This is a genomic window from Chitinibacter fontanus (assembly GCF_013423785.1).
GTDB classification, from domain to species: domain Bacteria; phylum Pseudomonadota; class Gammaproteobacteria; order Burkholderiales; family Chitinibacteraceae; genus Chitinibacter; species Chitinibacter fontanus.
Window position 1 is genome coordinate 429,325 of record NZ_CP058952.1, and the last position, 22,179, is coordinate 451,503.

Below are 22,179 nucleotides of genomic sequence, written 5' to 3' on the forward strand. Positions count from 1 at the left end.
TGACCTGATCGAAGATATAAAGACAATATGCGGTCAAGCAGCGATTAATTCAATCGCCGCGCAAAAAAACATACGCCCAGCCACAATCGAGACTCGATCATGACTGGGCGCGGGGTATATGCTTAGCCAGCAGCTTTTTCGTTAGCTACAGGCACATACTCTGGCTGCGCTTTACCAGCAATCACTTCAGGCGTCACCACCACCTTGGCAACGCCTTCCATTGCTGGCAATTCAAACATCGTGTCAAGCAATGTTTGCTCAACAATCGAGCGCAAGCCACGCGCACCGGTTTTACGTTCCATCGCCTTTTTAGCGATCGCCAACAAGGCTTCTGCGCCGATTTCCAGCTCAACATCTTCCATTTCAAATAATTTCTGATATTGCTTGATCAGTGCATTTTTCGGCTCAGTCAGAATCGAGATCAGCGCGGCTTCATCAAGCTCTGCCAACGTTGCCACCACCGGTAAACGTCCAACAAACTCAGGAATCAAACCAAAGCGAATCAGATCATCGGGCTCAACTTCATGCAGCAAAGCGCCAATGCCTTTGCTCTCATCTTTGCTTGATACCTCGGCGCCAAAACCAATGCCGCCTTTCACCGAGCGATTGCGGATGATCTTGTCCAAGCCTTCAAATGCACCACCGCAGATGAACAGGATATTTGTCGTATCGACTTTAGGCATATCCTGGTTCGGGTGTTTGCGACCACCGTGCGGCGGTACCGAAGCTACTGTACCTTCGATCAATTTGAGCAAGGCTTGCTGCACGCCTTCGCCCGATACATCGCGGGTAATCGATGGGTTTTCCGATTTGCGGGCAATTTTATCGACTTCATCGAGGTAAACGATACCGCGCTGTGCCTTCTCAACGTCGTAATCACACTGCGCCAATAGTTTGGCAATAATGTGCTCAACGTCTTCACCGACGTAACCAGCCTCGGTCAGGGTGGTCGCATCGGCAATCACAAACGGCACATCCAAGGTTTTAGCCATGGTTTGCGCCAACAGCGTTTTACCTGAGCCAGTTGGGCCGATCAGCAAGATATTCGATTTAGCCAGCTCAACTTCACCATCGGCGCCGCGACCTTTGGTCGACAGGCGTTTGTAGTGGTTGTAAACCGCCACCGCCAAGATTTTCTTGGCGCGCTCTTGCCCCACCACGTATTGATTTAACACATCGCGAATTTCTGTCGGCAATGGCAAACGCTTGCCATCTGGCGTTTGCGGGGTGATATCACCCAATTGTTCGGATTCTTCGCGAATGACGTCGGTGCATAACTCAATACATTCATTGCAAATAAAGACTTGCGGGCCAGCGATGAGCTTTTGCACTTCGTGCTGGCTCTTGCCGCAAAACGAACAATAGAGGAGTTTATCGCTAGGTTTATCTGACATACGCAGCCATTCCGAATTTCAAAACATGCAGAGAAAGAAAAGCCGCCAGTGGTGCTGGCGGCCTAGTTAGTTCTGGCTTAAGGCTTAACCTGCCAGCGCTGCTCGTGATACCAAGACCTGATCCACAAGGCCATAAGCCTGTGCTTCATCAGCATTCATAAAGTTATCACGATCAGTGTCACGCTCAATAGTTTCTAGGCTTTGGCCAGTATGGCTTGCCAGTAACTCATTCAATGTGCGCTTGGTTTTAATCAACTCACGCGCGTGAATTTCAATGTCAGATGCCTGACCTTGCAAGCCACCAATCAACGGCTGATGAATCATGATGCGCGAATTAGGCAGCGAGAAGCGTTTGCCTTTAGTACCACCAGACAACAAGAATGCGCCCATCGAAGCGGCCATACCGACGCAAAGCGTTGATACATCCGGCTTGATGAATTTCATCGTGTCGTAAATAGCCATCCCCGCCGTCACCGAACCACCCGGCGAATTGATGTAGAGGGAAATGTCCTTGTCCGGATTCTCTGATTCGAGGAACAGCAACTGCGCCACGATCAAATTAGCCATTTGGTCGTTCACCGGACCAACAAGGAAAATCACCCGCTCTTTGAGCAAGCGTGAATAAATATCGTACGCACGCTCGCCACGGCCGCTTTGCTCAACGACCATCGGTACCAAACCAATATTCTGCGGATCAAATTCCATACGAGACATTTCCACCCCTTAATGAATTACTAAAAGCTTAAGCTTATTGCTGACCCATCAATTCGTCAAAGGCAACTGCAGTTTCTGTTACTTTTGCTTTTGACAGCACAAACTCAACCACGTTGTCTTCCAAAGCCATATTGGTTGGAGCAGCCAGGCGCTCTGGGCTAGCGTAGTACCAAGCCACCACTTCAGCTGGATCTTCGTAGTTTTGCGCCAGATCTTCAACAATCGCTTTCACTTGTTCTGGTTTAGCCTCGAGTTTCTCGGCTTTTACCAGCTCAGACAAAGTCAGGCCCAAATGAACGCGGCGTTTAGCTTGAGCTTCGAACAGTGCTGGGTTGAATGGCACAGTTGCTGGGTCGATACCACGCGCTTTCAAGTCGCCTTGCGCGCCTTCAACCAAACGACCGATTTCCATAGAAACCAGTGATTTTGGCAATTCGATTGGCGTAGCGTCGATCACGGCAGTCAAAGCAGTTTCTTTAACACGTGATTTCAGACGGAAACGTACTTCACGCTCCAGATTAGCTTTCACTTCAGCGCGCATTTTTGCTACATCGCCATCGGCAATACCGAGGCTTTTCGCAAATTCAGCATCCACTTCTGGCAAGATCGCTGCAGCTACGTTTTTCACCGTGATGGCGAATACGGCAGTTTTACCTGCGACGTCTTTACCGTGGTATTCCGCTGGAAAATTCACAGTAACGTCTTTGGTCTCGCCTTCTTTCATGCCAACAACGCCGGCTTCAAAGTCTGGCAACATCTGACCTTTACCGATCAGGAAAGCGTAGTTTTCTGAAGAACCACCCGCAAAGACTTCACCGTCGATTGAGCCTTTGAAGTCGATGATCACGCGATCGCCTTCAGCAGCAGCACGCTCTACGCGCTCGTAACGAGTACGTTGGCTACGCAGAATATTAACTGTTTGGTCAACTTCAGCATCACCAACAGTCAACGTTGGTTTTTGCAACTCAACGCCAGTCAAATCACCCAATTTAACTTCTGGGTACACTTCAAACGTTGCAGCAAACTCAAAGTCACCGTCTTCAGCAGTTTCTTTTGGTTCAAAACGTGGATAGCCTGCAACTTGCAGGTTTTGCGCTACAACGGCTTCACCGAAGCTGCGCTCAACTGTTTCGCCCAACACTTCTTCTTGAATACGGAAACCGTAGTTTTGGAAAACCACTTTCAGAGGTGCTTTACCTGGACGGAAACCGTCGATTTTGGCGGTTTTAGCCACACGTTTCAGACGCGCATCAACTTGCTTGCTGATTTCTTCGCGTGGTACGGCAATAGACAGACGGCGCTCAAGTGCGCTCAAAGTTTCCAATTGTGCTTGCATGACCAGATATTCCTCACAGGTGCTCCGGATGGGATCACCCGGCAATAGACTTGGATATTTCTTTATATTTAGATAATTTACTGCAGGTAAAGGAGAGCTACTTGACTTGACATACCATAGAGAAAGCCGAGACCAGAGCGTCAAATGGGGCAAAAACAAGGCCACCATTTATTCATCCGTACTACCCACTAGCAAAAACTTAAGTTGGCGAATTTAACACAAAAGCCCCGCCGTACCAATACCAAGCCAACAGGATTTTTTACAGTCTGCGTAGGGTGTTGAACGAGGTCAATTCCGTGCTGGTTTAGCAGCCGATCCTACTGGCTAGCAGTAGCCGCGCAACAATAAAAAAAGCCCCGAAAATCCAGTATTACTGGGACTTTCGGGGCTTTTCTCTAAACTCAACTATTACTAGTTGGTGCGAGCGGAGAGACTCGAACTCTCACACCTTACGGCGCTGGAACCTAAATCCAGTGCGTCTACCAATTCCGCCACGCTCGCACTTCAATCATTCCGCAGCCGTTTCAGGCCGTGAAAATCTTGTAGGTGCGCATTATGCTGAATGCCTTTAAAAAACACAATAGCTAACACCAAAAACTTGCAGATCTTTTGCATAATTAGTTCATTGCGCAGGGATTATTGGCATTGAGCATGGCATGCTTGGCCGCGCGCCGTTATACTTGCGCTCAATAGTTTCCGTATTGACGCCAAGGAAGATGCAATGAAAAAAATCGAAGCCATTATCAAACCGTTCAAACTCGATGAAGTTCGTGAGGCTTTATCTGAGCTGGGGATTTCTGGCTTGACGGTCACCGAAGTAAAAGGTTTTGGTCGTCAAAAGGGTCATACCGAGCTGTACCGTGGCGCTGAATATGTGGTCGATTTCTTGCCAAAAGTAAAAATCGAAGTAGTCCTATCTGACGATCAAGTAGATACCGCGATCGAGGGTATTATTAAAGCTGCTCATACGGGCAAGATTGGCGATGGCAAAATTTTTGTGAGCCCAGTAGAGCATGTAGTACGGATTCGTACTGGCGAGACGAACGATCAAGCTGTTTGAGACTATCCAGCTTTCCAATAAAAAAGGCCTGTATACATATACAGGCCTTTTTTATTTTATCGCCCCAGTTACAAGCAATTGCAAACCAGCCTGCGCAACTCTCCCCCAATCCAGCGCAGCTTCCAACGCATCAGCCAACCGATCAATTTCTTGCTCAAGCAGTGCACTGGCATCAGGCAAGCTCAGCTCGGGCTGCAAGCAGCCTGCCCAAGTTAATATACTTTGCAATGCTGCATTTTCATCAAATATTCCGTGTAAATAGGTCGCCATAATCTGGCCATCGGGCGAGATCCAGCCTTCCTCACGGCCATTCTCAAGCACACACAGGCTTTGCCAATTTACCCCATGTGGTAATAATTGGCTCTGACCGAGATGAATTTCATAACCTTCGAGCGCCGCACCATCATGCAGCAACCGCCCTTGTACATTGACCAATTGCTTCTCAGCTTGCAAGACGGTTTCAATGGGTATATATCCCAAGCCCATACTAAACTTTGCATCCGACTCAATACCCTGTGGATCAGCGATAGTTTCACCTAGAATTTGCATCCCGCCGCAAACACCAATCACCTTACCGCCGTAGCGCAAATGCCGCGCGATTTGGGTATCCCACCCCTGCGCACGCAAATGCGCCAAATCGCCGAGCGTGTTTTTGCTACCCGGAATAATCAGCAAATCGCAGTCGGGCAACGGCAAATTGGGGTTAGCAAATTCGCAGCGCGCATTGGGCAGGCGGCGCAGCGGGTCGAAATCGGTGTGGTTGGAAATATGCGGCAAAGTCGCAATCACGATGCGAAATTCACCCTGCTCGTTTGCCACCGTCCGAGGCAAGGCGTCTTCGGCGGCGATCTCCAGCCCATGCAAATAAGGCACCACCGCCAGCACCGGCTTACCGGTTTTTGCCTCCAGCCAATCGCAGCCCGGTTGCAGCAAGCTAATATCGCCACGAAAACGATTGATAATAAAACCTTTGATGCGCTTTTGTTCCGATTCACTCAAGCACGCCAACGTGCCGACAAAATGCGCAAATACCCCACCGCGATCAATATCGGCCACCAGCCACACGGGGCAATCCGCCTCTTCGGCAAAGCCCATATTGGCAATATCGCCTTGGCGTAAATTCACTTCCGCTGGGCTGCCCGCGCCTTCGACGATGACACAATCATATTGGCTCGCCAAGCGGCCCCACGATTCAAACACCGCGCGTTTAGCGGTGGATTTATACTCGTGATAATCAACCGCATCCAGATTACCAATCGACTTACCCTGAATAATCACCTGCGCACGGCAATCGCTGGAGGGCTTTAAAAGCACCGGATTCATATCGGTATGCGCCGCCAAGCCACACGCCACCGCCTGCACCGCTTGCGCGCGGCCAATCTCGCCGCCATCCTCAGTCACCGCCGAGTTGAGCGCCATATTTTGCGGCTTGAACGGCGCAACTTTCACGCCACGGCGCACCAGCAATCGGCACAGCGCGGCGGTTAAAGTCGATTTACCTGCATCGGAGGTGCAGCCTTGGATCATTAAGGTGGGCATTGATAACCTGTCGCCACGCATTCAGCAATGAATGCAATTAATTTTTTAGAGGGATATAGATTTTCGTGATGCTATCAGGGTGAGTCGGCCCCAAAAAGCGCTCATCATAATATTCAAAATCAATCGCGAGATCGATCTGCATTCCTGCCGCGGGCAACCATTCTTGATAGGCCGCTTGGTAAGTTTGCTGCATCGTACTAACCGCACCAAGGTGCTCAACACACGCATAGGTACGAGCTGGAATTTCAACCGCGACCATTCCGGCAGGTATTGCGGTCTGACTATCGACAGAGACGCCCGCAATATAACGCCAATTGCCATCTTCTAATGGCTGACAGACTCCATATGAATCTGGCGATTTATTTTGGCGAATAATTTCGTGTTCACGCAGCAGAAAGCGTTGCCACATTTCGGGAATCGATTCATCGTCATTGCCTTGCCAGATCATGCCAATAATTCGTTTTGCTGGAAAAGTTACACACAGAGGGGTTTGCATCACCGCTACACTCCATTCTTGAGTTAAATAGTGCTTCAGTTGGGTGAGTACCTGTTGCTGCTTGGCAATCTCTGCAGCCATCGTCGTCGCATGATCCTGCAAAAACTCTCGCATGGTTGCCGCGTCATTTAATACGCCCTGCTCAACCAATGAGCGTATCGTTTCCAGCGCCACGCCAAACCGGCGTAGCCAGACGATACGCCCCAAAGTCTCAATCTGCTCCGCACGATAATAGCGATAGCGATTATCGCTGCCAGTCAGCGTAGGCCGAAACAAGCCGATGCTGTCGTAATGTCGTAAAGTTTTGGTCGTTAAACCAAAACAGCGCGCCATTTGTCCGATGGTCAGCATTCATGATCCTTTCAGGTATTCAATCCCTACTGTATTGCTTGCCCTAAGGGCAAGCTCAAGCGTTACCAAGAACTAATTGCAAAAAAAACAGTGTGGCCTGGAGCCCAAAGCAGAGCCAGAATCAAATATTGGCCTGAAGAAACTCACGTTGAGTGCTAACGAAATCAGCCAAATGCGACAAAAATGGCGCGTGCGCGGCTTTGTAGTGCAATTTAAATTGCGCTTGCGGCAGCGTTTTGGCCAGCCACATGCCGGCGTCGAGCGGTGTGAGCGTGTCGCGATCGCCGTATTGCAGCAGCACTGGGCAATCGACTTTGGCCACCTCGGTGCGCAAATCGGTGTCGCGCAGGATATTCAGGCCATCGGCCAAATGAGAAAGTTTAGGCTCGCCGTGTTTGAATAAATCGGCGAGCAATTCACGCGTCACTCCGCGCGCGCTGGCGTCGCCCATCGCTTGCAGGCTGATAAACCGTTTCAGCGTACCTTGCCAATCGGTTTGCAGCACTGCGGCAAATTGCTCGAGCACTTTTTGCGCCATCGCCGGTTGCCAGTCGGTCCGCTGCATAAAACACGGGCTGGATGCGACCAGAGTCAGCGAGCGCACTTTATCTCGTTGCTGCAAGGCCCACTGCGTCGCCACCGCGCCACCGAGCGACCAGCCAACGACTTGCACCGGAAACGGAAATTGCGCATCGACCGCGTCGACCATCGCCTGCAAAGTTAGCGTTTGATCGTCGGCCAACTTGCTGCCGCCGTGGCCGGGCAAATCGACGACGTGCACGCAAAAGTCTTGTTCGAGTTCGCGCACGACGGCGTTCCACACCGTGCCATTCATCGCCCAACCGTGCAGCAACACCACATCGGGGCCGCGCCCCCGTGTTTCAATCCACATCACATTTACCAAACTGCAAAATAATAGAGGCGCAGTTTACCGCTTCACGGCGATCAATGCTGCGTTTGGGGCATGAAACTTATTCGCTACGCAGTAGATGACTTAGGGTTTGCGCTTGCGGCGACCTGAGGCGCTCGCCCGCCAAAGCCACGGTTGCCACGCCTAGCGCGCGGTACGACAGAGCTATTGCAGCAGGCAGCACCGCCAAATGCTGCGCCACCGTGCTGGCGTCACCGCGCACAATCGGGCCGGTCAAAGCGGCATACGGCCCGATTGTTTCGACATTGGCTAAAGTCTGACGCATTAGGCTGCAGACCAATTGCTGCGCGACTTCTGGCGCTATACCTGCCTGAGCTGTGGTTTGCAAAGCCAAGTCACTGAGCGTCACCAAGTAATTGGCCGCCATGCTGAGTGCGGCGTGGTAGGCCACTTTAGCACCCGCTTCGCTACTAAGCACAAAAGGGCGACCACCAATTGCAGCGGTCATTTCATTGAGCACCGCGACAGCGTGTACATCGCCTTCGAGCGCGCACAACGTATTGGCAAACGTGCTCACCGCCCGAACCGGATCGGCGAAGGAAAACGCTGGATGCCAGCTCGCAACGCGCGCGCCTTGCGCTTTTAATAGCGCGAGCTGCTCCGCCCCAAGCGCACCGCTGGCGTGAAACACCACCGCGCCTTGCTTGATGAGCTTAAGCTCAGCCAGTTCAGCGGCCACGCCCGCAATCGCGCCATCTGGCACGGCGATGAGCCATAAATCGGCGGCTGGCAAATTGCCAAGCTGCGCCACCACCTCACCCGCAGCTATCCATTCAAAAGCGGCAGTACTACTCGCTAAACTACGGGAATAAATTCCTGCAAGGCAATACTCCCCAGTGGCTTGCAGTAATTTTGCGATGCTTTTACCCAAGCGTCCCGCGCCAATCAGATTCACCGTTTTCATGCGTGGCACTCGAGCAAAACGCGCTTAATCTGCTCGCACAGCAGCGCCACCTCTGCGGTGCTGTGTGCGGCCGATAAAGTGACGCGCAGCCGTGGTGTCGGCACCGTGGGCGGGCGGATAGCTGCAACCAGAATATCGGCGTCGAGCAAGGCTTGCGAGAGGGCCAGCGCGGTGGCGTTGTCTTTGACGATGATGGGTTGAATTGCGGTATCGGACGGCAGCAATTCGCAGCCCGTTCCCGCCAACTCGGTGGCGAAAAACTGTTTGAAGTATTGAATGTGAGCTTGGAGTCGTTCGCGGCGCTCAGTATCTTGTTCGATCACATCCAGGCTGGCGTGCAAGGCGCAGGCCAGCAACGGCGGTGCGGCGGTGGTGTAGATATACGCCCTAGCGGTATTAATCAGATAATCAATCACCACCTGCTCTGCCGCGATATACGCCCCAGCCACGCCAGCCCCTTTGCCCAGCGTCGCCATATAAATAATGCGCGGCGAATCGATACTCAATTCTGCCAGTGTGCCGCGCCCGTCGCCGAGCACGCCAAAGCCATGCGCGTCGTCGATATACAGTAGCGCGTCGTAACGCTCGGCCAGTGCCAGATAATCAGCCAGCGGCGCGATGTCGCCGTCCATGCTAAACACCGCGTCGACGGCGATTAGTTTTCGTTTTGCATCCGATTGCGCTAGTAATCGTTCGAGCTGCGCCACATCATTGTTTCCGAAGCGTTTGAAGTCAGCGCGCGCCAGCTGGCACGCATCATTGAGCGAGGCGTGATTGAGCTTATCGGCAAAAACCGCGTCGCCACGGCCGACCAAGGCAGGAATCACCGCCAGATTGGCCATAAAACCCGTCGACACCAAAATGGCCGCGGGTTTGCCGCTGAACGCCGCGAGGCGTTCTTCCAAAGTATGTTGCGGCGTAAAATGCCCGGTCACCAAATGCGCCGCACCGCTGCCCACGCCCCAATCGGCAGCACCCTGCTGCGCGGCGGCGATCAGCGCGGGATGATTGGCCAAACCGAGATAATCATTGCTGCAGAAATTAAGTACTTCACGGCCATTCAATTTAACGCGCGCGCCTTGCGGAGAATCGAGCACGCGGCGAGTTCGGTAGAGACTTTGCGCTTTGCGCTGCGCCAATTCATCGGCCAACTGGGAAAAAATCGTTAATTGCGGCATCGGCGCCTTTCTGCGGGAAGGATAGTTTGATTTATTTTACCGAAATTCACCGCCGCTCAGTGCGGGCGATAACCCTATTTAAAACATGGAATATTTACCCCAGATTTTGCGTTGTAATGCCGAATTTATTGCGCATCATCATGCTTGGAATGCACCACACATGGTCATTTAAGGATATGATTGCCACTTCTGAAAAATAGCGATTTTATGTGCCACAAATCTAAACGAATGTTTTAATTTGGGCGCCCATAAAGCAGTGGATTAGATTGAATGAAGCGTGTTGATGATTTTCGCCTGACCTTTAAAGACCTTGAAGGGAATGAAAAAAAGTACGTGCCAATTATGATTGGCGGCATGGGGGTTGATATTTCGACTGCCGATTTGGCGCTCGAAGCCTGTCGCCTCGGCGGTATCGGCCATATTTCGGATGCGATGATCAATACCGTTACCGACCGTCGCTATAACACCAAGCATGTGAAAGACAAGCTCAAACAATACAAATTCAATGTCGCTAATAGTGACAAATCTGTGGTGCAGTTTGACCTCGCGCAGCTCGAAGAAGCCACACGCCTGCATGTTGAAGGCACGATGAAACGCAAACAAGGCGACGGTCTGATTTTCATCAACTGCATGGAAAAGCTGACGATGAATGGCCCGAAAGAAACACTGCGCGTGCGGATGCGCGCTGCGCTTGATGCGGGCATCGACGGTATTACGCTGGCGGCAGGCTTGCATTTGGGCTCATTCTCGCTGATCGAAGATCACCCACGTTTCCGTGAAGCTAAGCTCGGCATTATTGTGTCATCCGTACGTGCACTGCAGCTCTTTATCAAAAAATCGGCCCGCACTGGCCGCCTGCCCGATTACGTCGTGGTTGAAGGCCCGCTCGCCGGTGGCCACCTCGGCTTTGGCATGGACTGGGAACAATACAAGCTCGAAGACATCGTGGCCGAAGTGGTAGCGTGGATTAAAGAGCAAGGTTACGACAATATGCCCGTCATCGCCGCAGGTGGCGTATTTACAGGTTCGGACGCAGTGCGATTCCTCGAAATGGGCTGCGGCGGCGTACAAGTGGCGACACGCTTTACCGTCACCAAAGAGTGCGGTCTGCCCGATGATGTGAAGCAGGAATATTACAAAGCATCGGAAGAGCTGATCGAGGTGAATCAGATTTCACCAACCGGCTACCCTATGCGCATGATGAAAAATACGCCAGCGATTGGTTCAGGCATTCGCCCGAATTGCGAAGCCTACGGCTATCTGCTCGATGCCAATGGCAGCTGCTCGTACATTCAGGCGTACAACAAGGTCATCGAAGAAAATCCAACAGCGAAAAAAATCTCAGAAATTCACGTTTACGAGAAAACCTGCCTGTGTACGCACATGCGCAATTTCGATTGCTGGACGTGTGGTCACTACACCTACCGCCTGAAAGACACGACCAATGTCTTGCCAGACGGCCGCTACCAATTGCTGACTGCCGAGCACGTGTTTAAAGATTACCAGTTCAGCACCGACAACCAAATCGCGCTGCCACCACTGGATGAAACAGCGGTTTAAATTTTGCCGTGCGAAACAAAAAACCCGCTTTTAAGCGGGTTTTTTGTGGGCTAAGTCATCGCAAAAATAAAGGGTATCACCTGCAAAGCTATTCCAGTTAATAGCTAGATAGCAATACCCACCCTAGAGCGTTACGCTAAAGCGGCGATTTCTTGGTCTTTGACCAAAATTGGCTCTAGCGTATTCAGATCTGCTGCGCACAGTGGCAAGCGCAATTCGTTCGAGGCGATGCGGCCTTGGTGGTGCAAAATAGCTTTAGCTGGGATTGGATTGGCGGCCAAAAACAGGGTTTCAGATGCGGTACGCAGCAAATCGCCAATTACCTCACCCGCCAAGCCCTGCGTTACCCAGCGCGCCACTTGCTGCGGCCAAACATTGCTGGCGACCGACACCAAACCGGTTGCACCTAGCTTGGCGTGTTCGGCAAATAGCACATCGTCACCCGAATACCACGAAATGCTTGGGAAAGCGGCTTTAAGCTCGGCAAACCGCGCAGCATTGCCACCTGATTCTTTGACTGCCCAACAGTTAGGATGCTCAATCAAACCAGCTAGCGCAACATCGGACAGCGGCACTCCCGCGCGCGATGGAATGTTGTACAGCATACAGGGCTTGTTGACTGCATTCATCAATGCGCTAAACCAGCGGCGCTGACCTTCGGCGCCGGGTTTGGCGTAGATAGGAGTGACCAGTAAATAGGCGTGTATTGGTAAGGTTTCACAGAAAGCCAGCCATTCGAGCTGACTCGCCAGATCCAAGCCGCCAACGCCAACCATGATCGGCACGTTTAAATTAAGGCTACAGGCGTGCTGTAAGACGGCTTTACGCTCGGCCAGCGTCAGATTGCTGCCTTCACCTGTTGAGCCCAGCAGCAGCACGCCAGCACCAGCGTCTTCTTGCTCGCGCAGCAATGCTGTTAATGCGAAAAAATCGAGGGATTCATCAGAGGCGAACGGCGTAATGAGCGCGGTCCATAGAGTGATAGTACGAGGGTTCAGTGACATGCGATTCTCCAAATCAAAAAACAACGATTGGAGAGAGGAAAAGTGCGGCAATGACAACGCCAACAGGCGCGTAAATATAAATCATCACCAAGAGCACTCCAGCACTCCAATGCGCGGCAAGGCACACAGTGAGCACTGACAGTCCAGGGGATTCAGCCCCTGCAACCAGCGTTAAATGCATCACAGCACTCAACACTTCGGCCTTGCACCCCCTAGCACTGCGTCATTGGAATGTGATTTCCTCAGCAATACAACCTGGGCAAGGCGCCTCTCTTGTCGTTACAAGCCTGTATTTTCAATGCGAGTGAGCTAAAAAGTCAATCCCGCTGACACAATCGGGCTAGCATTGCGCTGGCGGCTGGTAAATACTGGCGTCATGAGCCCGCCCAAACCACTTCCCTGGCGCATCCGCGCCGATCTATTTTTGCAGCTGGCTGCACTAGAACGCGCCGGACTATCCGCCGAGCAAGCCTTTGCCAGTCTTAAACGATCAGGCCCTTTAGCTACTCGGCTCGAAGCAATGGCAAAACATCTGCGCCGTGGCAAACCCGTCGCCAAAGCCGGACAGCTCTCGGGATTATTTACTCCACTGGAATCAACACTCGTTGCAGCAGCTTGCACTGCAGGCAGCCCAGCCAACACCTATCAACGGATTGGCGAGCAAGCAGCATTGCATGCGCGGCTAAGCCAGCAAGTGTATGCGCAGCTATTCAAGCCCGCACTTTTGCTAGTCTTGGGTTTAATCATTGGCCCGCTACCGGCGCTTGCCGCTGGCAAGCTAGGGTTCGGTGCGTATGTGATCTCGGTGATCTGGCCATTGTTGTTGATTGGTCTGTTGATGCAAATGGGTCGCTGGATTTGGCAAGGCATAGAACAAAATCCACAGCCCCCATTCACTTCGCTACTATTACAGCTACCCGGCTTGGGTGGATGGTACCAGCGCAGTCTGCAACGCCATTTTTTTGGCAGCCTGGCGATGCTATTGGAGGCGGGAGTGCCAATGTTTGATGCGATACCATCGGCACTCGAAACGATACATTGCGCTCAGCTGCGCAATACGCGACTACTGCACGATTTGCAAAAAGGGCAGAGTCTAAGTCAAAGCATCGGCAAATACGCCTGGCTGAACGAGCCTACTATCGTCGCCTTAGTGCAAACGGGGGAAGCAAGCGGCAGATTGCCTGAAATGCTAGAGCGGATTACTGGGCAGCTAACGGCAGACCTCACCCATAGTGCAAGACAATTTGCGGCATGGCTACCGCGCTTGATCTATGCAGGGGTGGCGCTGTGGATGGCGTGGCAATTAATTGGCAGTAATGCATTTAGCCAGCAACTGCCAGAGCCACTCAAACACTACGAGACTTAAGCGCGATCGAAAGGACGACTGATCGAGGTGAGCTGACTCAGCTTGCCGTCGGCACTGTAGCCGACGTTTGGGTTACGCTGCGCAGCCAGTGTAGACATCAAATATTGGTTTACTTCTTCGTGAGTTTTAATCAATTGGCCATTGGTGCGATTCATCGTTTCCGCAAGCTTGGCATTCTGCAACAGATCGAACCAGATTTGCACAGCGGGGCCTAATGCAGCCTCGATAGCGTCCACGCTTTGTAGTGCCTGCGCTGCGCAGTATTGTGCACGTTGCGTGCTAGCCAACTCTAACTGTTGCAGCGCGGCTGATTTGGCGTCAATTAATTGTGAAACCCGATCGAACTGGCGATCAATTAGTGCATCTTGCTCTTGGGACAACAAAGCAAGAAGCCGCTGAACTTCTTCAAGTTCAGCGGCTATCAAATTCTCTAGTGTGACGTGATGACCCATAACCGATTAACGTGCGAGTAGCTCTTTCACACTCGATAACAAACCATCGGCAATTGCCTCTGGCTTAACAGAAAAACGACCTTCAGCAATTGCGGCGCGAATTTCGGCTACTTTATCGGCATCAAATGTCGCTTCATTACTCGCAACGCCAGAGAGCTTGCTGTTGACGCTGTTACTTTCTACAGGTGCGGTCTCATTAGCTTTGCCGCTGGCAGCGCTGCGAATTTCTGACGGTTTACCGCCTAAACTCGCTAATGGCTTGCCTGTGTTATCGATTTTCATGATGTTTCCCCTACCGTGGTGTACGGCGGTCATCGCCCAGTTATTTCAGTATTATGCCTATAATCGGCCTGCGTGAGAAATTCTTTAGCGATTCAACCTTTTATCAGATAATTCTAATACATTTCTGCACAGCAGCAGCGACTAAAATGGTATTTTTATAGGCCATCGCGTAATGTAGCTAATCAAATTTTAACGCTACCGTTCGGGAGAATCATCTCATGGATGTTTTTCAAAGCCAATTTGGCCCCATCGAAGTTGACCCAGACACTATTATTCATTTCCCCGCAGGTTTGCCCGGTTTTGATGATTGCAAAAATTATAAACTTCTACATGAAGAAAAACCCAATCCAAGCGTTTATTGGCTTCAGTCGCTGGACGATGCCAGCGTAGCATTCTCAATTGTTGGGGCCGAACACTTAGGTTTTAACTATGTACTGGCCTTGGACGACGATGAATGCGCTAGCATTGATTTAACCGACCCAAACGAGGCAATGCTATTTCTGATTCTATCCCGACCAGAAAATGAAGCCATCCGTGCCAATACCATGGCGCCACTGGTGCTCAACCTCAGGTCGCGCAAGGGTTTGCAAAAGATCGGCCTCAAAGCCAACATTGTGTTTAGCAATACCTAGCCGGTCATTTGCTGCACGGCAACAAATCTAACTACTGAGTTTAACTTGGGTTTGCCGCAGCCTTGTTGTATGATTGCGTCCAATTTTTGGGGCAGCCATGCCGGCTGCCTGCTTGCGCTATGCTAGCGCCTCTGGAGTTTTAGAGCATGAAAACCACCTTCCTTGACTTCGAGCAATCGGTTGCAGAGCTTGAAAACAAGATCGAAGAGCTGCGCTACGTGCAGGATGATTCGGCAGTTGATATTTCGGTTGAAATTTCTCACCTTGAGAAAAAAAGCCTTGAACTCACCAAGAACATTTATTCGAAACTAACGCCTTGGCAAATTTCGCAGGTATCGCGCCACCCACAGCGCCCATACACTTACGACTATATTGCTGGCTTGTTTACAGATTTTCAGGAATTGCACGGTGATCGTGCATTTGCCGATGATCTGGCAATCGTTGGCGGCTTGGCTCGCTTTAATGGCCAGAGCGTGATGGTCATTGGTCATCAAAAAGGTCGCGATACCAAAGAGAAAATCGCGCGTAACTTTGGCATGCCGCGCCCAGAAGGCTATCGCAAAGCCTTGCGTCTGATGAAGCTAGCCGAAAAATTCAACATCCCGGTGATCACTTTTGTGGATACCCCCGGTGCTTATCCTGGTATTGGCGCTGAAGAGCGTGGCCAGTCGGAAGCGATTGGTCGTAATTTGTTTGAAATGGCACAACTTAAAGTACCAATCATTTGCACGATTGTTGGCGAAGGCGGCTCAGGCGGTGCGCTGGCGATTGCCGTAGGTGATGTCGTGCAAATGCTGCAATACTCAACTTACTCGGTAATTTCACCCGAAGGCTGCGCAACGATTTTGTGGAAAACCGCCGAACGCGCCTCGGATGCAGCCGAAGCGCTGGGCATTACTGCATCTCGCCTGAAGACTTTGGGCTTGATCGACAAAGTAGTACCAGAGCCAATTGGCGGCGCACATCGCGACCCGCAAGCGATGATGGCCACCATGAAAAAATCAATTGCTGATTCGCTCAAAGCTCTGAAAGCGAAAAGTGTTGATGAATTGCTTGATGCCCGCTTTGACCGTTTGATGGAACATGGCAAATACAAAGAAGAAGCTGCAGCCTAAGAGCTGGCAAGCAGCCTACGATCTGATCGCAGGCTTTATCCAACACGGGAGCGCAGGCTCCCGTTTTAATTTGCCGCGCGCCCGATTATGCGTCGGCTTATCGGGCGGGCTCGATTCGACTGTGCTACTGCACTGGCTGGCCAACTTGCGGGACGAACTCGATTTCGAGCTAACTGCAGTACATGTGCATCATGGCCTGTCGCCCAATGCTGATACTTGGGCATTGCAAGCGCAGGCCTTCGCCTGCCAACTTGCCGTACCATGTGCAGTTCAGCATGTGCAACTCGATCTGAGGCAAGGGCGCGGCGTTGAAGGTGCGGCGCGTAAAGCACGTTATGCCGTTTACGAGCAACAAGATTGCGATGCGCTCATTCTGGCTCACCATCAAAACGATCAGGCCGAAACCATCTTGATCAATCTGCTACGCGGCAGCGGCCCAGCCGGCCTCGCCGCTATGCCTGTGCAGCGCCAGCTGACTCGCTCTATTGAGCTACTGCGCCCCCTACTGCAGACGCCACGCGCCGAGCTATTAGACTATGCGCAAGCACATGCTCTGCAATGGGTCGAAGACGAAAGTAATCAGGATACGCAATATCGCCGCAATGATATTCGGCATAATGTGATGCCCGCTATCATGGGTATATCGCCACAAGCCCTAACTACCTTAACTCGTAGCGCCATACATCAAAGCGAAGTAAACGAACTACTCATCGAGATTGCCGAACAAGATCTCGCCATCTGCCGCAATGACGCGGCTTTAGCGCTTGCGCCGTGGCAACAACTCAGCTCGGTGCGACAAAAAAATGTCTTGCGCCACTGGCTGGGCTTGGCGGGCATTGTGTTGGAGCTGCGGGCGTTTAATGAACTATTGCGCACGGCGATCGACGCAGCGGATGACACGCACCCGGCGCTGGTATGGCGCAATGCGGCGATTCGGCGCTATCAGGGACATTTGCATATCACGCAGGCGAGTCTGCAAGCGGGGCCAACCCAATCCATTACGCCCAACCTACTCGCAGGCAATGATTTACCGGATTGGCACGGCGAGTTGCGTTGGACCCAGTGCGAAACCGGCGGGATTGCCGAGCACTGGCTCAATACCGCCACCATCAGCGTTCAAGGACGGCAAGGCGGTGAGCAATTTAAACTGGCGGCCAACCGCCCCACCCGCTCGCTCAAAGCCCATTGCCAAGCGGCGGCGATTGCACCTTGGCTACGCGAAACCACGCCCTTGATTTATATTGATGGGCAACTGGCAGCAATGCCCGGTCTCGGGGTGAATGCGCAGTTTCAAGCAAGCGCAGGCGAGACGGGCTGGCTACCTGAATGGCGGCCATACACCCACAGGGTGTAAGTCGCTAAACCAATACCAAAAATAACTTTAAACAGATACCCAAGCAAATATCATCATGGCAAAAAAAACAGTTAGCGATACTCCAACTCACACCCCCATGATGCAGCAATATCTGGCTCTTAAAGGTCAGCACCAAGACAAGCTGGTTTTTTATCGCATGGGCGATTTTTACGAGCTGTTTTTTGATGATGCGATCAAAGCCGCCCGCCTGCTCGACATAACGTTGACCACCCGTGGCAGCAGCGCAGGCGAGCCGATTAAAATGGCGGGTATCCCGTTTCACTCGCTAGAGCCTTACTTGGCCAAACTGGTCAAACTGGGCGAATCGGTGGCGATATGCGAACAAGTTGGCGACCCTGCCAGCAGCAAAGGCCCTGTTGAGCGCAAAGTGATGCGTGTGATTACGCCAGGCACGCTAACCGACGCGGCGCTGCTCGACGATAAACAAGAAAACCGCCTGCTGGCGATCCGCATGGTGCGCGGCAAAATGGGTATGGCGTGGCTTTCGCTCGCGTCGGGTGACTTTGCGCTGATGGACACCGACGTTGAAAAGCTGCCATCCGAACTCGAACGTCTACGCCCTGCCGAGATTTTGATTAGCGATGAAGCTGAACTCACGCTATTTGATCAATTGCGTACACCAGTGCGCCGCTTGTCTAGCTGGCAATTTGACGGCGCCAGCGCCGAGCGCAATTTAACCCGCCATTTTGCCGTGCATGATCTGGCAGGCTTTGGGATTAGTGAACCACTACTGGCGCTGGGTGCAGCTGGCGCGCTGCTCGACTACGTGCGCAGCACCCAAGGTGGCGCGCTGCCTGCACTGGCAGGATTGCGCGTTGAATCGCATAGCCAGTTTATAGAGCTGGATGCGGCCACACGCCGCAATCTGGAAATCACCGAAACCATCCGTGGCGAAGCCGCGCCAACACTATTTTCATTGCTGGATCAGTGTGCCACCGGCATGGGCTCACGCTTATTAGCCAATTGGCTACATCATCCGTTGCGCAGCCACAGCAAAATTCTGGAACGCCAAGCGGCGATTGGCACGCTACTTGATGCTGGCCAGAACGAAAATCTGTATGCGCAATTGCGCGAAATCGCCGACATTGAGCGGATTGTGTCGCGCATTGCACTCAAATCTGCCCGTCCACGCGATTTGGCCAGCCTGCGCGACAGTTTGCGCGTACTGCCCGATCTGGCGGCGCAAATGCCAAGCGGAGGCCTATTCGACGGCCTCGCGCACGCGATGCAGGCCGAACCAGCCATCTACCAAAATCTCGCCGCAGCGATCTTGCCCGAACCGGGCGTGGTAATCCGCGAAGGCGGCGTGATTGCCGATGGCTATTCAGCCGATTTAGACGAGCTGCGCGCCATTCAAAACAATTGCGGTGAATTCTTAACCATGCTGGAAGCGCGTGAGCGCGAACGCACCGGTATTGCGACATTACGAGTAGAGTATAACCGCGTAGCTGGCTTCTTTATTGAGGTTACTAACTCATACACTGGGCAGGTACCTGACGATTATCGTCGTCGCCAGACGATGAAAAACGCCGAGCGTTACATCACGCCGGAGTTAAAGCAATTTGAAGAAAAAGCCCTGTCAGCCAACGATAGAGCGCTGGCATTAGAAAAGCAGTTGTATGAAGGAGTACTCGACAGCCTACAAGCACATTTGGCAACATTGCGTTTGACTGCTCAGGCGGTCGCCACGCTCGACGTCTTGGTGTGCTTGGCGCAGCGTTCGCAGCTCTCAGGCTATATCGCTCCTGAATTTTGCGACGAGGCCGTACTCAATATTGAAGCGGGTCGCCATCCGGTGGTTGAAGAGCAAATCGACGACTTTATTCCCAATAGCGTTGATTTTCATCTGGCGCGCAAACTGCTACTGATTACCGGCCCGAATATGGGCGGTAAATCGACCTATATGCGCCAGGTGGCACTGATTGCGTTGCTGGCTCACGTTGGGTCGTACGTACCTGCTACTGCCGCCAAAATCGGCCGGCTTGACCGCATTTTCACACGAATTGGCGCAAGCGACGATTTGGCCGGTGGCCGCTCGACCTTTATGGTCGAAATGACTGAAACGGCCAATATTTTGAATAATGCCGGTGAGCATAGTCTGGTGCTGATGGATGAAGTGGGCCGTGGCACGTCAACCTTTGACGGCTTGGCGCTGGCTTGGTCGATCGCCAAAGCCTTGATCGAGAAAAACCGCTGCTACACGCTGTTTGCTACGCATTATTTCGAGCTAACGCGTTTAGCGCAAGATTATGCGCAAGTGGCGAATGTTCATTTGGATGCAGTCGAGCATAAAGATCGGATCGTCTTTTTGCACGCAGTGCAAGAAGGCCCTGCCTCGCAAAGCTATGGGGTTGCCGTCGCTAGTCTGGCGGGCGTACCGAAAGAAGTGGTGCGCAGCGCCAAACGCAAATTGCAGGAACTGGAGCAATCTAGCCTTCATCATGGCTTGCAACCGGATCTGTTTGCCCCCAGCTTAACTATTGAAGCGGAACCAGAATCACATCCGGCGGTCGAAATGCTAGATGGGATAATCCCTGATGCAATTAGCCCTCGCGAAGCGCTTGAGATGATCTATAAACTCAAAGAACTAATTTAGATCAACTTTAGGCAATATTTACACGGCATCTTGACCGTAATTTAGCTAGCCTAAACACAGGACCTAATCTTCAAGTATCTTTAAGGATAAATCATGAATTCTGCCACTGACCTCTCAGAACCGATTGTTGACCAGCAAGGCACCACCCTGCTGGATTTGGCTCGAATGGTTTCAGATTCCGGCGCTCAAGACGGTATTGAATTAAGTGATCTTAAATCCAGTGCAGCCAACGAGTTGAGCCGCTTTGGTGATGATCTGGCAAGCCATCTGGCTGCCCATGCCCAAGTCCACGTGCCCCCAGCCTACCAGCTGCGCAGCACCGCACAAGGTCAAGTAGCCGTGATTGGCGATCATCCAGACAAAGAGAAGATTGAAACTTATCTCAATAATGACACTCGTCTATTAAAATGGTTTAAAGAGCTTGAAGTGTTATTTGAAATTCAGCGTCGGCTCGAACTCGATGCATTGGGTGAGAGCATGCAAGGCCAAGTATTTAATCTGGGCATGACCAGCTTGGGCTGCATTGCATTCTTTACCAACGAACAATAAATCCATTTCGCTTCACAATGAGCCGCCACTAGGAGTTCACTCTAGGGCGGCTCTGTTATTTGCGCCTCATTCGCAAGCAAACGGTAGACACGGTATAATCATCACTTATTCAACAGGCACATACCCCCATGAAAACCACTAAAGCTCGTCGTCCGCAACCGGCTATTCGAGAAGCCAAAGCGAACGATCAACAGCGCGCAACATCCAAACTCGGTGCTCGTGGGCAGTCCGCTACTGGTGAATCACGTTTTGCGAATACCAAGAAAAAGAAAACCTCCGGCCCCGATATGGGCCGTTCGGCGACACCCGCAACCAGCAAAAAACGCAGTTCACCTACCAGCGGCATGAGTCGCATGGTAGCGCAAGCAATCGCAAAAACTGCCGTGGCACGTGAAGTACAAGGTATTAAACCGACTACTGAAACTAGCGCAAGCCCAGAAACTCAAACGATTATTCGCGATAGTAAAGCCCGCCCCACAGCAAAACGTGCAAAAAAAATGCCGCAACGGCATGGTTCTCAGCACGAAGTTGCGGCGCAGAAACAATTACGTGAAAAACGTTTAACCACCGATCAAATTGGCGATGAGCGTCTGCAGAAAGCATTGGCCTTTTCTGGTATTGGCTCGCGTCGTGAAATGGAAGAAATCATCGAAGCTGGGCGTGTGAGCGTGAATGGCAAAATCGCTGATCTGGGTGCTAAAGTCAGCCCCGGCGATGAGGTGCGTATTGATGGCAAACGCATCGCGCTCAAATGGCAAGATCGTCTGCCACGTGTGATTATGTATCACAAAGAAGAAGGCGAACTGGTCAGCCGCGATGATCCGGAAGGCCGTGTTACCGTATTTGATCGCCTCAAACGCATTTATTCAAGCAAATGGGTAGCGATTGGTCGTTTGGACTTCAACACCTCGGGCTTGTTGCTATTTACCACCTCGGGTGAGCTGGCCAACCGGATGATGCACCCTAGTTTTGAGGTCGAGCGCGAGTATGCAGTACGCGTGCATGGCGCGCTAACCCCTGAGCAAATGAAAGAGATGGTCAATGGTATTGAGCTCGATGATGGCCCAGCCAACTTCAGCCGTATTGAAGATCGGGGCGGTGAAGGCCAAAATCATTGGTACCATGTGGTTCTGAAAGAAGGTCGTAACCGCGAAGTGCGCCGGATGTTTGAACACTATGACCTGATGGTAAGCCGCCTGATGCGGATTCGCTTTGGGATGTTCAAATTGCCAGGGCGTCTGAAACGCGGCCAATTTTATGAGCTAACCGAAACAGAAGTACTTGCAGTGATGAAGTGGGCTGATTTGACCATGATGGGTCAGGTTAAACCGCGCTAATTCATGCA

At 51.9% G+C, this 22,179-nt stretch carries 20 protein-coding genes, 1 tRNA gene and 1 riboswitch; of the genes, 9 read left to right on the top strand and 12 right to left on the bottom strand.

All coding sequences use genetic code 11. The features are described from left to right. Positions 1-122: 122 nt before the first annotated feature. The 4 genes from clpX to HZU75_RS01985 form a co-directional block, all read right to left on the bottom strand. Positions 123-1,394, bottom strand: a complete 1,272-nt coding sequence (clpX, locus tag HZU75_RS01970) for an ATP-dependent Clp protease ATP-binding subunit ClpX (protein ID WP_180307543.1) — start codon at positions 1,392-1,394, stop codon at positions 123-125. A gap of 84 nt (positions 1,395-1,478) precedes the next feature. After that, the gene (clpP, locus tag HZU75_RS01975) at positions 1,479-2,108 is read right to left on the bottom strand and encodes an ATP-dependent Clp endopeptidase proteolytic subunit ClpP (protein WP_180307544.1); all 630 of its coding nucleotides are present in this window, start codon (positions 2,106-2,108) and stop codon (positions 1,479-1,481) included. A gap of 34 nt (positions 2,109-2,142) precedes the next feature. Further along, positions 2,143-3,444, bottom strand: coding sequence for a trigger factor (gene tig, locus HZU75_RS01980; protein ID WP_180307545.1), 1,302 nt, complete (start codon positions 3,442-3,444; stop codon positions 2,143-2,145). A 416-nt stretch (positions 3,445-3,860) separates the two neighbouring features. After that, positions 3,861-3,945: transfer RNA gene (locus HZU75_RS01985), tRNA-Leu, on the bottom strand. A gap of 220 nt (positions 3,946-4,165) precedes the next feature. On the opposite strand from HZU75_RS01985, the gene HZU75_RS01990 reads away from it, so the two are divergent. After that, on the top strand, positions 4,166-4,504 hold the full coding sequence (locus tag HZU75_RS01990) for a P-II family nitrogen regulator (protein ID WP_028448814.1): 339 nt from the start codon (positions 4,166-4,168) through the stop codon (positions 4,502-4,504). Positions 4,505-4,555: 51 nt separating this feature from the next. On the opposite strand, the gene HZU75_RS01995 is transcribed toward HZU75_RS01990, so the two are convergent. The 5 genes from HZU75_RS01995 to bioF form a co-directional block, all read right to left on the bottom strand. After that, complete coding sequence (locus tag HZU75_RS01995) at positions 4,556-6,043, bottom strand: cobyric acid synthase (protein ID WP_228028154.1); 1,488 nt, start codon at positions 6,041-6,043, stop codon at positions 4,556-4,558. Positions 6,044-6,080: 37 nt separating this feature from the next. Further along, positions 6,081-6,890 (bottom strand): MerR family transcriptional regulator, encoded by an 810-nt coding sequence (locus tag HZU75_RS02000; protein ID WP_180307546.1) that lies wholly within the window; start codon positions 6,888-6,890, stop codon positions 6,081-6,083. A gap of 121 nt (positions 6,891-7,011) precedes the next feature. Further along, on the bottom strand, positions 7,012-7,782 hold the full coding sequence (gene bioH, locus HZU75_RS02005; protein ID WP_180307547.1) for a pimeloyl-ACP methyl ester esterase BioH: 771 nt from the start codon (positions 7,780-7,782) through the stop codon (positions 7,012-7,014). A 79-nt stretch (positions 7,783-7,861) separates the two neighbouring features. Continuing rightward, on the bottom strand, positions 7,862-8,725 hold the full coding sequence (locus HZU75_RS02010; protein WP_180307548.1) for a Rossmann-like and DUF2520 domain-containing protein: 864 nt from the start codon (positions 8,723-8,725) through the stop codon (positions 7,862-7,864). Continuing rightward, positions 8,722-9,903 (bottom strand): 8-amino-7-oxononanoate synthase, encoded by a 1,182-nt coding sequence (bioF, locus tag HZU75_RS02015; RefSeq protein ID WP_180307549.1) that lies wholly within the window; start codon positions 9,901-9,903, stop codon positions 8,722-8,724. The genes HZU75_RS02010 and bioF overlap by 4 nt, the downstream gene beginning before the upstream one ends. 270 nt (positions 9,904-10,173) lie before the next feature. Between bioF and HZU75_RS02020 the strand changes: the two genes are divergently transcribed. After that, complete coding sequence (locus HZU75_RS02020; RefSeq protein WP_180307550.1) at positions 10,174-11,463, top strand: nitronate monooxygenase; 1,290 nt, start codon at positions 10,174-10,176, stop codon at positions 11,461-11,463. Between the two features lie 131 nt (positions 11,464-11,594). Here the strand turns inward: HZU75_RS02020 and dapA are convergent, their stop codons facing one another. After that, positions 11,595-12,467, bottom strand: a complete 873-nt coding sequence (gene dapA / locus HZU75_RS02025) for a 4-hydroxy-tetrahydrodipicolinate synthase (RefSeq protein WP_180307551.1) — start codon at positions 12,465-12,467, stop codon at positions 11,595-11,597. A gap of 83 nt (positions 12,468-12,550) precedes the next feature. Continuing rightward, a riboswitch (Lysine riboswitch) is annotated at positions 12,551-12,748 on the bottom strand. A gap of 95 nt (positions 12,749-12,843) precedes the next feature. Here dapA and HZU75_RS02030 point away from each other — a divergent pair. After that, entirely contained in the window at positions 12,844-13,833 is a 990-nt protein-coding gene (locus tag HZU75_RS02030) for a type II secretion system F family protein (protein ID WP_180307552.1), read from the top strand. Here the strand turns inward: HZU75_RS02030 and HZU75_RS02035 are convergent. Together HZU75_RS02035 and flgM are read right to left on the bottom strand one after the other, a co-directional pair. Further along, entirely contained in the window at positions 13,830-14,285 is a 456-nt protein-coding gene (locus HZU75_RS02035; protein WP_180307553.1) for a flagella synthesis protein FlgN, read from the bottom strand. The genes HZU75_RS02030 and HZU75_RS02035 overlap by 4 nt on opposite strands. 6 nt (positions 14,286-14,291) lie before the next feature. Continuing rightward, positions 14,292-14,567, bottom strand: a complete 276-nt coding sequence (gene flgM / locus HZU75_RS02040; protein WP_180307554.1) for a flagellar biosynthesis anti-sigma factor FlgM — start codon at positions 14,565-14,567, stop codon at positions 14,292-14,294. 218 nt (positions 14,568-14,785) lie between these two features. Here flgM and fliW point away from each other — a divergent pair, with 218 nt between their 5' ends. The 6 genes from fliW to rluB all read left to right on the top strand — a co-directional run bounded on the left by fliW (position 14,786) and on the right by rluB (position 22,171). Continuing rightward, the gene (gene fliW, locus HZU75_RS02045) at positions 14,786-15,199 is read left to right on the top strand and encodes a flagellar assembly protein FliW (protein ID WP_180307555.1); all 414 of its coding nucleotides are present in this window, start codon (positions 14,786-14,788) and stop codon (positions 15,197-15,199) included. Between the two features lie 146 nt (positions 15,200-15,345). Next, positions 15,346-16,314 carry an acetyl-CoA carboxylase carboxyltransferase subunit alpha gene (locus tag HZU75_RS02050; protein ID WP_180307556.1) on the top strand — a complete coding sequence of 323 codons (969 nt, stop codon included), beginning with the start codon at positions 15,346-15,348 and terminating at the stop codon, positions 16,312-16,314. Further along, on the top strand, positions 16,283-17,668 hold the full coding sequence (tilS, locus tag HZU75_RS02055) for a tRNA lysidine(34) synthetase TilS (RefSeq protein WP_180307557.1): 1,386 nt from the start codon (positions 16,283-16,285) through the stop codon (positions 17,666-17,668). Before HZU75_RS02050 ends, tilS begins: the two co-directional genes overlap by 32 nt. 55 nt (positions 17,669-17,723) lie before the next feature. Continuing rightward, a complete protein-coding gene (gene mutS, locus HZU75_RS02060) occupies positions 17,724-20,285 on the top strand; it encodes a DNA mismatch repair protein MutS (RefSeq protein ID WP_228028155.1) in 2,562 nt (853 codons plus the stop codon). 93 nt (positions 20,286-20,378) lie between these two features. Next, on the top strand, positions 20,379-20,834 hold the full coding sequence (locus tag HZU75_RS02065; RefSeq protein ID WP_180307558.1) for a hypothetical protein: 456 nt from the start codon (positions 20,379-20,381) through the stop codon (positions 20,832-20,834). A 128-nt stretch (positions 20,835-20,962) separates the two neighbouring features. Continuing rightward, a complete protein-coding gene (gene rluB / locus HZU75_RS02070; protein ID WP_180307559.1) occupies positions 20,963-22,171 on the top strand; it encodes a 23S rRNA pseudouridine(2605) synthase RluB in 1,209 nt (402 codons plus the stop codon). Positions 22,172-22,179 lie beyond the last annotated feature (8 nt).

Bases quoted from the DNA above. Each gene is read 5' to 3' on its own strand.
- HZU75_RS02000 (WP_180307546.1), bottom strand. From the start codon at position 6,890: ATGCTGACCATCGGACAAATGGCGCGCTGTTTTGGTTTAACGACCAAA.
- tig (WP_180307545.1), bottom strand. From the start codon at position 3,444: ATGCAAGCACAATTGGAAACTTTGAGCGCACTTGAGCGCCGTCTGTCT.
- mutS (WP_228028155.1), top strand. From the start codon at position 17,724: ATGGCAAAAAAAACAGTTAGCGATACTCCAACTCACACCCCCATGATG.
- rluB (WP_180307559.1), top strand. From the start codon at position 20,963: ATGAAAACCACTAAAGCTCGTCGTCCGCAACCGGCTATTCGAGAAGCC.
- HZU75_RS01990 (WP_028448814.1), top strand. From the start codon at position 4,166: ATGAAAAAAATCGAAGCCATTATCAAACCGTTCAAACTCGATGAAGTT.
- HZU75_RS01995 (WP_228028154.1), bottom strand. From the start codon at position 6,043: ATGCCCACCTTAATGATCCAAGGCTGCACCTCCGATGCAGGTAAATCG.
- bioF (WP_180307549.1), bottom strand. From the start codon at position 9,903: ATGCCGCAATTAACGATTTTTTCCCAGTTGGCCGATGAATTGGCGCAG.
- HZU75_RS02050 (WP_180307556.1), top strand. From the start codon at position 15,346: ATGAAAACCACCTTCCTTGACTTCGAGCAATCGGTTGCAGAGCTTGAA.
- HZU75_RS02020 (WP_180307550.1), top strand. From the start codon at position 10,174: ATGAAGCGTGTTGATGATTTTCGCCTGACCTTTAAAGACCTTGAAGGG.
- fliW (WP_180307555.1), top strand. From the start codon at position 14,786: ATGGATGTTTTTCAAAGCCAATTTGGCCCCATCGAAGTTGACCCAGAC.
- HZU75_RS02030 (WP_180307552.1), top strand. From the start codon at position 12,844: ATGAGCCCGCCCAAACCACTTCCCTGGCGCATCCGCGCCGATCTATTT.
- HZU75_RS02010 (WP_180307548.1), bottom strand. From the start codon at position 8,725: ATGAAAACGGTGAATCTGATTGGCGCGGGACGCTTGGGTAAAAGCATC.
- HZU75_RS02065 (WP_180307558.1), top strand. From the start codon at position 20,379: ATGAATTCTGCCACTGACCTCTCAGAACCGATTGTTGACCAGCAAGGC.
- HZU75_RS02035 (WP_180307553.1), bottom strand. From the start codon at position 14,285: ATGGGTCATCACGTCACACTAGAGAATTTGATAGCCGCTGAACTTGAA.
- flgM (WP_180307554.1), bottom strand. From the start codon at position 14,567: ATGAAAATCGATAACACAGGCAAGCCATTAGCGAGTTTAGGCGGTAAA.
- bioH (WP_180307547.1), bottom strand. From the start codon at position 7,782: ATGTGGATTGAAACACGGGGGCGCGGCCCCGATGTGGTGTTGCTGCAC.
- tilS (WP_180307557.1), top strand. From the start codon at position 16,283: ATGGCAAATACAAAGAAGAAGCTGCAGCCTAAGAGCTGGCAAGCAGCC.
- clpX (WP_180307543.1), bottom strand. From the start codon at position 1,394: ATGTCAGATAAACCTAGCGATAAACTCCTCTATTGTTCGTTTTGCGGC.
- clpP (WP_180307544.1), bottom strand. From the start codon at position 2,108: ATGTCTCGTATGGAATTTGATCCGCAGAATATTGGTTTGGTACCGATG.
- dapA (WP_180307551.1), bottom strand. From the start codon at position 12,467: ATGTCACTGAACCCTCGTACTATCACTCTATGGACCGCGCTCATTACG.